Source organism: bacterium (assembly GCA_024742285.1).
Classification (GTDB): Bacteria; Myxococcota_A; UBA9160; order UBA9160; family UBA4427; genus UBA4427.
Map to the genome: position 1 here is coordinate 173,811 of JANSYR010000002.1, position 13,025 is coordinate 186,835.

13 protein-coding genes are annotated in these 13,025 nt (G+C 66.0%); all 13 read right to left on the minus strand.

The window, feature by feature from the left end:
• Positions 1-7: 7 nt before the first annotated feature.
• Positions 8-4,336, minus strand: a complete 4,329-nt coding sequence (locus tag NXI30_04660) for a hypothetical protein (protein ID MCR9093486.1) — start codon at positions 4,334-4,336, stop codon at positions 8-10.
• Positions 4,326-6,035, minus strand: coding sequence for a hypothetical protein (locus NXI30_04665; GenBank protein ID MCR9093487.1), 1,710 nt, complete (start codon positions 6,033-6,035; stop codon positions 4,326-4,328). Before NXI30_04665 ends, NXI30_04660 begins: the two co-directional genes overlap by 11 nt.
• Positions 6,036-6,038: 3 nt before the next feature.
• Positions 6,039-6,935, minus strand: a complete 897-nt coding sequence (locus NXI30_04670; protein ID MCR9093488.1) for a hypothetical protein — start codon at positions 6,933-6,935, stop codon at positions 6,039-6,041.
• Complete coding sequence (locus NXI30_04675; protein ID MCR9093489.1) at positions 6,839-7,135, minus strand: hypothetical protein; 297 nt, start codon at positions 7,133-7,135, stop codon at positions 6,839-6,841. The genes NXI30_04670 and NXI30_04675 overlap by 97 nt, the downstream gene beginning before the upstream one ends.
• Positions 7,136-7,142: 7 nt before the next feature.
• Positions 7,143-7,553 carry a hypothetical protein gene (locus NXI30_04680; protein MCR9093490.1) on the minus strand — a complete coding sequence of 137 codons (411 nt, stop codon included), beginning with the start codon at positions 7,551-7,553 and terminating at the stop codon, positions 7,143-7,145.
• Between the two features lie 345 nt (positions 7,554-7,898).
• Positions 7,899-9,326, minus strand: a complete 1,428-nt coding sequence (locus NXI30_04685) for a phage/plasmid primase, P4 family (protein ID MCR9093491.1) — start codon at positions 9,324-9,326, stop codon at positions 7,899-7,901.
• The gene (locus NXI30_04690) at positions 9,326-9,751 is read right to left on the minus strand and encodes a hypothetical protein (GenBank protein ID MCR9093492.1); all 426 of its coding nucleotides are present in this window, start codon (positions 9,749-9,751) and stop codon (positions 9,326-9,328) included. Before NXI30_04690 ends, NXI30_04685 begins: the two co-directional genes overlap by 1 nt.
• A gap of 1 nt (position 9,752) precedes the next feature.
• The gene (locus tag NXI30_04695; GenBank protein ID MCR9093493.1) at positions 9,753-9,977 is read right to left on the minus strand and encodes a hypothetical protein; all 225 of its coding nucleotides are present in this window, start codon (positions 9,975-9,977) and stop codon (positions 9,753-9,755) included.
• Positions 9,978-10,096: 119 nt separating this feature from the next.
• Entirely contained in the window at positions 10,097-10,897 is an 801-nt protein-coding gene (locus NXI30_04700; GenBank protein ID MCR9093494.1) for a hypothetical protein, read from the minus strand.
• A gap of 94 nt (positions 10,898-10,991) precedes the next feature.
• On the minus strand, positions 10,992-11,588 hold the full coding sequence (locus NXI30_04705; GenBank protein ID MCR9093495.1) for an NYN domain-containing protein: 597 nt from the start codon (positions 11,586-11,588) through the stop codon (positions 10,992-10,994).
• On the minus strand, positions 11,585-12,328 hold the full coding sequence (locus tag NXI30_04710; protein MCR9093496.1) for a hypothetical protein: 744 nt from the start codon (positions 12,326-12,328) through the stop codon (positions 11,585-11,587). Before NXI30_04710 ends, NXI30_04705 begins: the two co-directional genes overlap by 4 nt.
• A gap of 48 nt (positions 12,329-12,376) precedes the next feature.
• Positions 12,377-12,781 carry a hypothetical protein gene (locus tag NXI30_04715; GenBank protein ID MCR9093497.1) on the minus strand — a complete coding sequence of 135 codons (405 nt, stop codon included), beginning with the start codon at positions 12,779-12,781 and terminating at the stop codon, positions 12,377-12,379.
• Entirely contained in the window at positions 12,778-12,960 is a 183-nt protein-coding gene (locus tag NXI30_04720) for a hypothetical protein (GenBank protein ID MCR9093498.1), read from the minus strand. The genes NXI30_04715 and NXI30_04720 overlap by 4 nt, the downstream gene beginning before the upstream one ends.
• Positions 12,961-13,025 lie beyond the last annotated feature (65 nt).

Below are 13,025 nucleotides of genomic sequence, written 5' to 3' on the forward strand. Positions count from 1 at the left end.
TTTCTCCTCAGTCCTCGACGAACTCTTCAATCAGGTCCTCGGTCAGGTTGGTGATGGCATCGAGCGGGCGACCGAACGTGATCCCGTAGGACCGCACGAGCCCGAGGAACACCTCGAGCTCGTCGTCAGCGTTCGCGAGGTCCTCGTACTCGTCCGCGATGCGCTGGACGGGAGAATCCGCGCCACGGAACCGCGGCCCGACGCCAGTGATCGCCCGCGTGACGCCCGAGAGCTCGACGATCGGTAGGGTCCCGACCATCTCCGACAGCCCCGCGGTCGCGAGCAGCTTGGCGAGTTCACCCTCGTCCTCGACCTCGAACAGGTTCCCGGCGATGAGCGCCGCGCCGATACCGGGGAGCCAGTAGCGGAGCGTGTAGGAGGCGAGCAAGTTGCCGACGTCGCGCTCCTTGGCGAACTGCCGGAGGCTCGCGCGCCCCTGGTTGTAGAGCGTGTTGCGCCACGAGTAGAACAGGAGCAGCTGCCGCAGCCCCTCGTCGCCCCTCTGGATGGCCGCGAGGTCCTTCTGCCCGGCGCCGCCCTGGCTCATGCGGACGATTGAGTCCGCGAACTCGACGGACTGCTTGTGGTCGAGACCGAGCTCGACGGTCGCGGCGTCGTAGGAGCCGAGCCAGACGGGCAGGTCGACCGAGTAGAGCTGGACCTTGCCGATCAACTCCATCGACGCCCGCGTCGCGCGCGCCCCCAAGTCGCTCTTCCCGACCTGGCGGCGGAGCATGTCGCGGAGGTCGCGGTCGATCTGGCCGACGCGGTGCCGCATCTCGCCAGACTGCTCGGACACCCGGTCATAGACAGCCTGCATGCGGCGGGGATTGAGGCCCGCGTAGGCCTTTCGGATCCCGGAGGCGTAGTGCTTCGTCCAGTTCGGGACACGCTCGCGGAGCGTCGCCATCGCGTTGAGGTTCCCGAGCACCTGCGCGGCGAGGGTCGTGTATCGGAAGCCGAGCGTGTACGTCGTGACATGCACTCGCGTTGCGCGGAGCCCCTTCGCGAGTCCGCTCAGCGCACGGTTGTCCACGTGCCGATCGGTCGCGATCGAAGTGAGCCAGGGATTGAAGAGCTCGGTCATCGCTGGGCCGACCGTTTGGTTGAGCCGATCCTTGAACGCCGGCGCCTTCAACAGCCTGTCGATCTGGGTCAGCGTCTCGCGGTACGCTAGGTCGTGGATCACCTGGTCGAGGTGCGCCGCCACGACGCCCAGATCGAGGAGGAGAGGGCCGACGGCACGGGTCCGCTCGATCGTGTGGCCGTGACCCGTGATCGGCCGCTTGAACTGGGTCTCGAGACCCGCGTACAGATCCTTCTCGGCGTTCACGAAGGCCCGGCTCGATTCGTTGTGGTCGTAGACGACCGGGAAGTACCCGCCCCGGTAGCGCCCATGCACGGTAACGACCTCGCGCGGCTGGACCTTGGCGGGCACGACGCCGACGAGTCGGCGCTCTTGCTCAGCGATACGGGGCCACAGGGACTCGATCAGGTCCCAGGTCGCCTGGACGAAGTTCCAGTCCGCGCGAGACAGCTCAGAGTCGAGGACCGAGAAGATCGCTCGCTCAGTCCAGCCGCGGCCCTCCATGAGCTTCTGGAAGTTCGACTCGTTGCCGGTGTTGAGCGCGATCGCGAGAAGCTCGCTCTTGCTGGCACGCGTCTGCAGCTGCGGATGCCACTTCGGTGTGACGTAGCCGGCTCGATCCCCCTTCATGAGCTCGTCCATCAGCTCGGCGAAGGCCTGCGTGTACTCACGGCTCAGATCGTTGCGGTCTGCCTCGGCGTCGGCGATCGGCTGGAAGACGTGCTCGCGCCACGGCCCTCCAGGCTCGTGGCCATCCCACTCGTCGAAGAGGAACTCCATCCGGACGAGCGATGCCTCTGCCCCGACGACGTCCTGCTTGACGCCCTCGAAGTCGCTCGGGTTGAGATTCCCGCTCTTGGGCCGCTCCTTGAGGTTCGCTTCGGCGGATTCGATCAGCTCAAACCGGATATCGTCGAGCTCCCGCGCTTCGTTCTTCGTGCGGTACTCGAGCTTCCGACGAGCGAGCGTCTCGATGTTCTTGATCGAGTTCTCGAGATCGAGTAGCTCCTCGAGCGTCAGCTCCTTCCACGAGGTCGTGAAGGCCTCATCGCGCAGCCTGTCGGGGATGATGACCGACTCGTGCTCGCTCTCGCGCTCGAGGATCCAGTCCCGGAGGCTCTTTCGGCGATCGATCTCGCGGAGCGTTCGCGACTGGTTGAGGTCGAATCGAGCGAGGAGGGCGTGCACCTGTTCCGACGCCCCGGCCTTGCCGAGCCGCTCGAGCCGTGGGCGACTCTGCACGCGGCTGAAGTAGTTGGCCGCGGCCTTCGCCTTCTCGCGGGCGCTTCGGGCCTCCTGCTCCATGAACGCATTCAGCAGCTGCTTCCGGCGGTGCCCCTGGGCAGCTTGGAGATCGCCCCGCTCGGCCGCCTCGACGGCCAGGCGACTCTCGCGGGCAGCCGTGAGCCTATGGCGATGCGGCTCAAGGTGTCGGACGCGCGTGTTCCGCACCATTCGGGCCGCTTCGCTGCGCGCCGCGGAGAATGGGATGACCGGCACACCGAGTTGCTCCGCAAGCGACCGCTCCTCCTCGACGATCTGGTCGATCGAGAGCTCCGCGATGACGGGTTCCCCGGTCACGAAGTCGGTCTGCTGCTCGACGCTCTCCTGGTTGAGACTTTCGATCGCATCAGGGAGGCCCTGTCGAAAGGCCTGGGCCTCGTTCGGGGTCATGGCGTCGAACTCGAGCGCCGTGTGGTCGGCCACGGCGACGCCGAACTCCGTGGGTGCAATCCCCATCAAGTAGTCATCCATCGGGATGACGAAATCGCCCCCGCTCTGACGGACGTCCTCGATCTGCTCGAAGATCGAAGGAGCCTGCTCGCGAAGCGCGTCGAGTGCCGTCGGGTCAGCCGCATCGAGGAAGGCGAGGGCGGCCTCCGGGCGGATGTACACGGCGTCGATCCCGTCGCCCGCGTCGGCGGACTCGCGGATCAGCCGACGGAACGTCTCCGGGTCGGATTCGCGGAGCGTGGACTGCTGGGCGGCCCCCTTGAGCCGGAGCAGCCTCTGACCGTTCTCCACTGCGCGCTCGGCGAGGGACGAATCCGCCACGACGCGGGAGAGGCGCCCCGCCGCGGAGAGCCCGCCCCCGGCCTGCGCCCCCTGCTCGAGCGCAGACAGGATTCGGGCCCACACCGCGTCGGACCCGGTGAGTTCGAGCGGCTCGCCAGTGGAAGGATCCTCTAGGACGTGGGTGAACTCGTCGACGCCTTGCCCCTGGGCGGCGCCCGCGAGGAGCACCGAGGCGATCTGGACGCCTTCCTGCAGGGCCTCGGTGATGGCTTCGGTGGCGGCCCCCTCCGTGATCGAGCCCGCGAACCCGGCGAAGGCCCGCCGCAGCGCTGGGTTTCGGAGGGCTTCGGTGGCGGCCTTGCGCGAGAACACCCCCGTGATCTGGCCAACCCCGGGGACGTCGCGGAGGACACGCGACAGACCGAAGCGCTCGAGCAGGCCGTTGACGCCCCCGACGCCGAGCGCCATCGCCCGGGCTAGGTCTCGGTCGACCGGGACGCCGTCGTTGTCCGTGACCCGCTGCAGCTCTCGAAAGGCGTGTCCGGCTTCCGCGCGCGCCGAAGAAGCGAAGACGGCCAGAGAGCCCCCCAGCTTGAATCCCTCGGAGGCGGCGGCGCGCGCGCCGGCCAGCGCGCCTCCAGGCCCGGCGGGGAGCCCGGCCATCGCGCCGATCGGGGCGGCCCCTGCGGCGCCGACCACGCCCCCCTCGACGCCGGAGACCAGCGTCTCGGCCATATGGGGCAGGGCCTCAGCGACGACGCTCGGCGTGTTCAGCAGGATGCCGCTGATGCCCTCGTCGGGGACCCCGAAGTCGGGCCGCTCCCCGATCTGGCGCTCGAGGTACTGCATCTCGAGCTCCCGGAGCTCGTCCGGACCCTGCACCAGGTCGTCGAAGCTGAGGCGCCCCAGCTGGCGCCCGAGTTCGCCTCGCTTGAAGCCGTCCGCGGTCTCGCGCGAGATGCGCTCGATCATCCACATGTTCTCGAGGTCGGGCTCGGCGACGGCTGTGAGGTCCTGATCCGAGGCGATCCCTGCCGTGACGGGATCCTCTGCGGTGAGCCGCCGCGGGTTGATCTCGTCGATCCGATCCATGGCCTCTGGAGACGTTCCGAGCGTCGACATGAGCGTCGCGCCGAGTAGGTCGGCGCGGGGCGCGTCGGGATCGGGGAACTCGGGCGTGGCAAGCACCTCCGCGGCCGCGTCATCGAAGAGAGCGTCGAACTCAGTCGGCATCGGCGTCCTCCGCGGCGGCGGGAGCGCCGAGCCGCCGAAGCATGCCGGCGATGGTGTCTCGGACCTGATCCTCCGTGGGTTGCTCGACGCCTCGCCGAACGAGTGCGCGCAGCGCCTGGGTCCTCACCTCGGTCGGCGGGTTGCGCAGGAGCGCCTTGGTGTCAGCCGGCGTGAGCTCGCCGACGCGCTTCGTCTCGCCGAAGGCCGCGAACGTCCACCCGAAGGCCCCCGGCACCAGAATTCGCTCCGAGATCGTTCGCTTGATGATCTCCTCGCGCTCGTCAACGCTGAGGTCTCGGCCCTTCACCTCCCGCTCCTGGCGAGCGGCTCGCTCGAAGGCGTCGAGCATGAGGTCGATCTCCGTCTCGTTTTCGATCTTCGCGCTCCGGAAGCGACGCCGCGCGAAGGCGATGTCGCCGTCCTTCAGCGCACGCGTCGTCTCGAACTTCGTCGGGCTCCGAAGCTCCTTCTGCGCCTCCTGCAGCTCCCGGAAGTCCGGGCGTGCCAGCTTCTCGCGGTGCTGCCAGAGGTCAGTCTTGGCGAAACTCTGGGGGTCCGAGCGCCGGAGCCTGACCAGCTTCCGCCACGTCGCGGGATCCGTCTCGTCGACGAACGCCTCGCCGCGGGCCTGCTTCGCAATGCGCTTGTCGAGGTACTCGAGCATCCGGCGGCGCTGCGCGACGGGAACCCCGGGAAGGATCTCCGCTTCGCCCCCGCCATCGAGCAGTCGCTCCCAGCTCGCGTCGGTGTCGGCTTCTGCCTTCTGGCGCGCGGCGAACGCTTCCTCGTTCGTGCGCGTCTTCACGCGCTTCACCACTTCGTCGCGGAGCTTCGGATCCTCGACTGCGCGCGCGGCCGCCAGGCGCGCGTCGAGCGTCGGAAGGCCTGCGACGATTGAGTCGGTGACCCGTTGCGCCTGGCCTCGAATCCCGTCGAGCTCGACCGACTTCGCCAGCTCGCCGAGGCGGGCAGGATGGATGAACGACTGGAATCGCTCGAGGAGCTCGCGCGCCCCCTCGTGGTCGACTGTAGCGAGTCGCTGGATCGACGTTGCGAGGGCAGGGGAGAGCACCTCCTGAACCTGCACCGCTCTGGTGTTCTCGTCCCATCCTCCCGCGTCGCCCAGCTCGTCGATCTTGCCGACGATCTCTGCCATCGCGGCCGTTCGATCGTCGTTGGTGTCCGCTCGTGCGACGCGGTCAGCGGCGACCTTCAGGAACGCCTGGTTCGTGAGCGCCTCGTACGCACTCATCTCCCGCGCCGCGTGGCGCTGGAGCTGGGCGACCATTCGTGCCTCGCGAATACCCCAGGCGCGTTCGAAGGCTTCCGTCTGGACGCCCTGCCGGAGCTTTCCGGCAAACTCGCTACGGATTCGCGCCAGCGAGTCGCGGCCCACGCTCGCGACGTCGGGCGATCCATCGCCCCCGATCGCTTGGAGTCCGCGGCGGTTGAGCAGACCCGTCTCCGCGTTGTGCCAGGCGTCCAGTGCCCGGGCCTCGGCTCCGACCAGAGCGTCGGTCACCATGGCCATATCCGTCCGCCGCTTCATGTCGATGGCGATTCCGCCGACGGCGTCGCCAGCCGCGCCGAGCCCCTGAGCAATCGCATCGAGACCTACGTCTTCGGCTTGCACGCGACCGAGCGGGACCGCCTCCGCGATTCGGTCGCCCTGTGTGCTCTTCGGAACGATCGGCGCCATCGATCAGCCCTCCGTGCTTCCGTGCGTCTCGCGGCGGATGATCTCGACAGCGTTCAGCTTCTCGTCCGTGGGCTCCGTGTCCTCGTCGTCCGATTCGCCACGACGCGCCTTCCGGATCGCCTGAAGCTCTTCCGATTCGACGTAGGCGGCGACATCCGGATCCTCGAGGGCCTGAGCGGCGTCTCCGATTCGCTCGAGAAGCCCCTCGTAGAGGTTCATCTCGTCTCCGACACGGTCGGGCCTGTCCCCGAGCGCGTACGTGACTCGCGCCGCGACGGCGGCGAGGATGCGGCCCTTGAGGGCGCCGTCGAAGGGAATCCCGCGCGTGCAGTCGAGCGACGTCATCTGCGGCAGCGAGGGGTTCTTGCGACGGCGCACGACCGACGCGAGAACTTGGCGCGACTCCTGTGCGTTCTTGGTGATCCACTCGAGGCATTCGGTGAGGCCGACCAGGTGGTTCTCCGCCTCCTCGAGGCGGGTGCAGATCTGCCACGCTCGGGCAGCCTCCTCCTTCTCGATACCCACGCGCTTCTTGATGCGCGCGATCAGCTCAGCTTCCGATTCGTCGGACTCGGCCAGCCGCTTCAGCCGCTCGATGGCGTCGAGCTGATGCTGGCGGCTTGCGTTCGCACTGCGCTGCCGCCTGAGCTCCTCATTGACCTCCTCGCCGGGTTCCGTCACTGACGTAGCTACGAGCGCGTCATAGCGCTGCTCGCCCTGCTGCTGCTCAGCCCTGAGTGACTGCTCTCGGACAACCAGGTCCGCGTAGCTGACCCGCGGCGTGCTCGTTTCGATTTCCGTGCTCATTTGCCTCGTCCTTTCGATCGCGTCTCGCGCTTGATGCGGGAGAGCAGGTTGATCAACTCGGGATGGCGCCCGACGCTGGTGTCGTCGAGCCACGCTCGGAGCTCCGGCGTGCCGAACTTCTCGATCACCTCGAGCGCTTCGCGGCGCCGTTTCGCGGCGTCGGGCAGCTTCTCCATCGCCTCGTCCCAGTCGGCCGCCTGGTCCTTCAACGCCGCGGCAACGTCTGCGGCCCGCTGCCGGCGAAGGAATTCGAGGCCGCCGCGGTAGCTGGCCATTCGGTCGGTCGTGCTCATTCGGTTCCTATCTCCTCAACGCCTTCTTGCGCGTGGACCGTCCCATCCTCGACGGTCTCCGCGTCGACGACGCGCGTTTCCTGACTGGCTCGGCTGCGACCGTGGGGGCCTCGTCGAAGGTGCTGCTGATCTCGACAGTGGGCGGCGGCGCCATGGCACGCATTCGGGCCTCTCGGATCTGATCACTCATGAGGCGGTCGTCCGACAGGACGTCGTCGGGAACGCGCCCCTCCGCCGCGAGAATCAACCTCGTGAACGCCTCGAGCTGCGCCGGGGTCGACGCGGACAGTGCGGCCGCCAGCACCTTCGCAGCGAGGGCATCGGAGAACGTCTTGTCCCCGTCGAGCAGCGCAACCTGCTCGGGGGTGAGCTGGGAGATCAGCTCCGGGGTCACCCCCTGGTCCAGGAGCCGACGCATCGAGCCCGCGAAACCGCCTATGCGCTTCACTGCGTTCTGCGCGCGCTGGCGCTTCGATGAGCCCCCGGGGTTGCCGCTCTGGCCGGGGGCCCACGGCGGACGGAGGTTGGCGTGTGTCTTCCGAGAGCTATCAGGCACGGCCACCCCCGGTGCCCGCCCGGTGCCCGGGGGCCATTGCGGCGCGTGAAGCGCCCCTCAGCGCGACCCTGTCGCTCTTGGGATCAAGCCCGAGCCCGTGGACGCCTTGGACGCTTCGAACCCCGTTTCCCATAGGTTCTCCGGAATTCCTCCCTCGCGAAAAGAAGTGGAAATCGCGTCCAACGCGTCCAAAGCGTCCCGCGACCGTCATTCGCCCCTCAGCGCGAGGCCTTCACGTCCCCGCTTGCCGCCGACCTTGGCCTTCTCGAAACCGAGCTCGGTCAGCTTCTTGCCGAAGGCGACCTTCGTCATGGCGCGCTCGCCCGCACTGTCGGCCCAGTCCCGATAGGCTCGGAAGAGCGCATCCGACGTCGCGAACAGGCTGGGGCTGCGCTCACACCGGTCCTCGAGAAACTCCCCGAAGACATCCGACTCCTGCCGGTAGTCTTCTGTCGCACCGGTGACCGCCTGCGGCGCCTTCAGGCCTCCCGCGAGCTGGTACTTGACGCATCCCTCGACGCACCAAGCGAGCACGCTCGGCAGCTCCGCATGCAGCTTTTGAGCGAGCTTCGGGTCTCGCTCCTGTTCCGGAATCGTCACGTTGAACGGCACGAGCTTGATCCGCCGCCAGATCCCGAGATCCTGCCCAGTGATCACCGGCTTGTGGTTCGTCGAGAGCCACACCGAGAAGGCAGGTGTGAACTCGAAGTGCTCGGCCCACATGAATCGCGCGGTGATCGTATCGCCACCGGTGAGGGCCTTGACCTTCGCCTCGTTCAGGCGCCGGTTCTCGTCGCTCTCTGAGGCGCTCACGAACCGAGCGCCCTTGAGTCGAGCGACGTCGTTCGAGATGCCGCCTGAGCCCTTCTGGGATGCCATCAGCGTCTCCGCCGGAGTGTTCTTCGCGTAGTCGCCCAGCGCGGCACGGAGGGTCTCAACGAATCGGCTCTTGCCGTTCGCCCCGGATCCCCAGAGGATGAAGAGCACCTCCTCGAGCGTCATGCCGATCAGGCTGTAGCCAACCGCCCGGTGAACGAACTCGCGGACCTCGGGGTCCGGCAGCCATCGCTCAACGCAGTCCTCCCACAGCTTGGATCGCTGCGTCTCGTCGTACACGGTGCCCGCCACCATCGAGCACATGTCGTTCGGGTGATTGGTCATCGTGTCACCGGATCGGAGATCAACCACGCAGTTCTGTGCGTTCAGCGCCCACGGGTCTGCATCGAAGTCGTCGGGCGAGGCAGCGATGCCCGGCTCGGACTGAGCCAGAGAGAGCATCGCGCGCAGGCTCTTCTCCGATTCGGTACGCGTCCCGTGCTGGGCGAGACGCTTGCGATCGGCCTCCGTCGGACAGGCACCGGCCTGCTTGTAGATCTCCGGCGGCACGTCTCGCGCTAGCCGCATGATCTCGCCGGTTGTGTCGATCGCCCAGCGGGTTCCGTTGTAGACGAGCCACCGCTTGTAGGCCTGCACGTACCGGACGCGGTGCCCATGGAGACGGGCGAATCGCTGTGCATTCCCGAGGTCGGTCTCGCGCTCGAGTGACGGGACCGAACAGATCTCGCGAATCGCGTTCTCGCGGTCGCGGTAGTCGCCGCTGAGCGCAATCGTCTCGAGCAGATCGTCGGCGCTCATCAGTCGTCGTCTCCGGCGTCAGGTCGCACCGGCGAGGCCCAGTGCTTCAGCGTCTCGTGGGACAGGGCGCCGCCGGTCTTGCGCCCGGCCTCGATCTCCCGGGCCACTTGCCGAGCCCAGGCGAGTACGACGTCGACCTGGTCGCTCGCCGGCTGCGACCTGAAGGCGCCGAGCACCGCCAGCAGATAGGGCGTGTCGTTGATCCCCGCCGCCCGCGCTCGAATGACATGAGCTGCCGCATCGGGCGAGTGCTCCTTGCCCCAACTCAGCAGCACTTCGGAGAGGAGTTCGTGCGCGGCCCTGGGAGTCAGAGTCGGCACGAGCCGTAACACCTCGTCCAAGAGGCTGGACTGCGCATCTTCCGTGGTCGGCAGCGAGAGGATCGCGACGATCCCGGTGCGCAGCTCGATGGTCTCACGGGACACCTCAGGAGCCCGCCTGATCGAGGTCGATCTCGAACTCGCCCGGCTCGAGACCCAGTTCCCTCAGGCGGTCGTCAACCTCGTCCGGGTCGACGAAGTCTCGGCCGCCGATCCGATAGGCAGGAATCTTGCCTGTTCGGATCTCCGCCCTGTAGGTCTGCGGCGGCAGACCCGTTCGGCGGGAATCGCGGCTGATCAACTTCAGCCGCCGACTCTTCGCGTTTTCCATCTCGGCCTCCTTCGAAATCGTTTCGATCTAACGAATTCGATTGATAGGAGACCTCGGCGAATTCCGCGGCGCTGTAGGGGCCCTTATCGTCGTGTGGCTTTCTGAGAAAGGCTGACGAGCTACACGATGTCAGGCGGGAACGGCCCCCAGTGCAGCCGGTGCCCGGCATCGTCGTCCCGGATCTGCCTGAAGATCGACTTGATACTGGATGGCTTGTCGGAGCGGCCCGCATCTCTGAGCAGCTTCTCGGCGACAGCGTGAGTGGCGAGCTTGATCTCAGTCCTCTCGGCTTCGGACAAGGGCGTCCCGCACGTTTCGCTCCGCCACCACGCCTCGCGGAGGTGCGGGTACTCCCTCCGGAAGCGCACGCCGTAATGCGCGACGAAGATTCTCCGCCACCAAGGGTGGTACTTTTCGCCGGCCGGAGGTGCGATGCCCAGGTCGATCAGGGCGGCTTCGGAAATCGCATCTCGCACATCCTGCGCGGGCATGGGGATTGACCCGATCTTCGCCCGGGCCGGCACGATGATCGATGCCCACCACAGGAAGATCTGCCGATGCTTCGCTAGCGCGTCGAGCAGCTTCCGCACGTCTCCAGCGGCGGCGAGGTCTACGAGATCCGCATCTGTCGTGGCCAGAAGCTCGTCGCAAAGCTCACCGAATCGAATATCGCTTCGGAACAGGCCGTCCAGGTCGTCTACCCGGATCGTGGCTTCCGAAGCGCAGTCATCATCGTCGTCGGTCAGCTCGTCAATCTCGACAGACGGAGTAGACAGGGGACTCGCAAGTAGCTCAAGATTCTCCGCGGGCACGGCCGAGACGCGCTTGCGAAGCATCTCAGCGTACGACTCGCGTGTCTTGCGAAGTATCTCGGCGTGAATCTCGAGTGTGAGGCCGTAGCCGAATTCTTCCTTGCCCATCGCGCACCTCCGCTCGGTGCACCGCAGATGTGAAGCGCGGGCCAGGCCGGTGCGGAACCGGCTCTTCGGGTGGCCTCCCTAGGCCCGCGCAGTACTACAAGTCAGCGTACTCTTGACGAGGTCCAGGATCCCTAGCCTGAAAGAACAGCAGCTCCAACTCGATGAACGCATCAACAGCTGGGCGGATGTGTGGGTTCAGGCCGTCCTTGAACGCGGCGCCCCAGACGGTCACGCCCTGCCGCATTACTTCCTGGATGACCGGCAGATAGTCGCCGTCGCCGCTCACGATCACTATTTGGTCAGCGGTGCGATTGTAGGCATGCCGGAGCGCCTCAACCGTGAGATTGATATCGACGCTCTTGTTCTTGCCGCCGCGCTTCGGTTTCACAAAGACGTGTGGGACCAGCGTCTCGGGGCTTGCCGCCCCCTTTCGAATTCGCGCAGGCACCATGCTGATCAACGACCGAAGCGCGTTGACCTTCTCTTCGTTTCCAACGATCGTCGTGAGGTAGCTGACTCGCAGTAGGTCCTCGAACTGGTCCAGCGCGCCGAGCTTCCAGTGCCACACGAATTGGTCGGGCATATGCACGACATCAGCTCGCGGCTGCAGGAAGTTGTCTGCGTCACGCGTGCGCTCGAAGCCTGCTACTAGATTCTCGCCGTCGACCAAGATAAGAGTACGCTTGCTCATGCGTTCCGCTCCCGGTCCACCGAAGGCTCAACTTCCGCATCTGCGTTCGGCTTGACGTACTCCACCTTCAGGGGCTTCGCGCCGGGATATTCGTGCCTCATGAACTCCTCAATGTCGGCGAGGCATTCTCGGATCCTGAGTTCCGCGGTGTCTGCGTTGTCATAGATCGCATCGGTGAGGTCCTGGAGCTGTGAGGCCATCGACTCCGACACCAGGATCTCCCCTGGTTCCGTTGCATTCTCGTCTTGAAGCCTGAGGTGAATCTCGTGACGTTGCTGAAGGTCTCCGATGACCGCGTCGACGCATCTCGAACATGTGTGTAGGCGGAGCAGCAGGTCCGGATTCTTCGACTGCACCACGAATTTCAGCGCTTCGAAGTCGAATCGCACATCTGGAGGCTCAATCCCAAGCGGTTTGAGCAGAACATGTCGATGAGGATCGTCGCGGTGCTCCTCGAGTGATTGGTCGAGTATGTTCCGGATTAGGTTCTGCTGTGTCGCGAGCACGAACTGCGCATGTTTCAGGTCACTCTCGCGCCGTTCCCGCTCTTCATCGGCTCTTCGCCAGTGATCCAGAGAGAAGGCTATCCACGCACCTGTGGCTGCACCGATGAGCGTGCCAACCAGTGAGGAGCTGAACACTCGGTAGGGTGATTGCGGATCGAGGGCCGGGATCATCAGCGCGGCAGAGGCGACCGCGACGGCCAGGCCAAGGGCGAACGCCTCGGTGTATCGACTCATCGCTGCGCCTCCGCCTGACTACCCGCGTCCCCGGAAGTAGCTCGGGTGCTAAAGGTCGCCAAGAAGCCGCTCAGCCTGCTTCTCGATGAACTTCTTGCCAAGCTCAATCACGAAGGCAAGCCCTTCGTCGTGCGCGCGTTCTTGGACGAGGGAGGCGAAGTCAGGCTTCGCGAGGGACGCCGCGAAGTTGTGGCCCGCCGCCGTAAGACGCCAGGGCGTGTCCGCGATCATGTGTCCGCCAGTCGGGCCATATGTGATGCCGAGCCGAGACTTCGTAGCTAGAGGCGCCTCCAACAGCCCTTCGTCTCCGAGGATCTCAAGGTGGAAGACAAGCCTCCGCTGCGCTTCTTCTGTCGAAAATATGTCGTCGAAATCGCTCGACGAGACGGTGAGGCCCGGGGCATCGAGGAAGACCCCCAACACTGTGCCGAGGAAATCGTAGTCGATTCTCATCTCTTGCTCCGCGACAGCTTCACTCGGCAGTTCGTCGAGCATGTCTTCGGCTGCTTGTCAGGCTGCTTCACGATGAACCACTTGCCGCAGATCAGGCACTCGTGCTCGAGCACCTCGATCCGACGGATGACCTTGCGCCAGCGGACCCCGTCAGGAGTCTTCCCCTCACTCTTCCCCATGGGACGAGCGTAACGAAGGTGTGTTGGCTGCTCAACGTAACGGAGCTATGTTGGCGATGCCAGAG

Coding starts and splice junctions, on each gene's coding strand:
- NXI30_04715 (MCR9093497.1), bottom strand. CDS start 12,781: ATGAGAATCGACTACGATTTCCTCGGCACAGTGTTGGGGGTCTTCCTC.
- NXI30_04685 (MCR9093491.1), bottom strand. CDS start 9,326: ATGAGCGCCGACGATCTGCTCGAGACGATTGCGCTCAGCGGCGACTAC.
- NXI30_04680 (MCR9093490.1), bottom strand. CDS start 7,553: ATGCGTCGGCTCCTGGACCAGGGGGTGACCCCGGAGCTGATCTCCCAG.
- NXI30_04675 (MCR9093489.1), bottom strand. CDS start 7,135: ATGAGCACGACCGACCGAATGGCCAGCTACCGCGGCGGCCTCGAATTC.
- NXI30_04720 (MCR9093498.1), bottom strand. CDS start 12,960: ATGGGGAAGAGTGAGGGGAAGACTCCTGACGGGGTCCGCTGGCGCAAG.
- NXI30_04695 (MCR9093493.1), bottom strand. CDS start 9,977: ATGGAAAACGCGAAGAGTCGGCGGCTGAAGTTGATCAGCCGCGATTCC.
- NXI30_04700 (MCR9093494.1), bottom strand. CDS start 10,897: ATGGGCAAGGAAGAATTCGGCTACGGCCTCACACTCGAGATTCACGCC.
- NXI30_04705 (MCR9093495.1), bottom strand. CDS start 11,588: ATGAGCAAGCGTACTCTTATCTTGGTCGACGGCGAGAATCTAGTAGCA.
- NXI30_04665 (MCR9093487.1), bottom strand. CDS start 6,035: ATGGCGCCGATCGTTCCGAAGAGCACACAGGGCGACCGAATCGCGGAG.
- NXI30_04710 (MCR9093496.1), bottom strand. CDS start 12,328: ATGAGTCGATACACCGAGGCGTTCGCCCTTGGCCTGGCCGTCGCGGTC.
- NXI30_04660 (MCR9093486.1), bottom strand. CDS start 4,336: ATGCCGACTGAGTTCGACGCTCTCTTCGATGACGCGGCCGCGGAGGTG.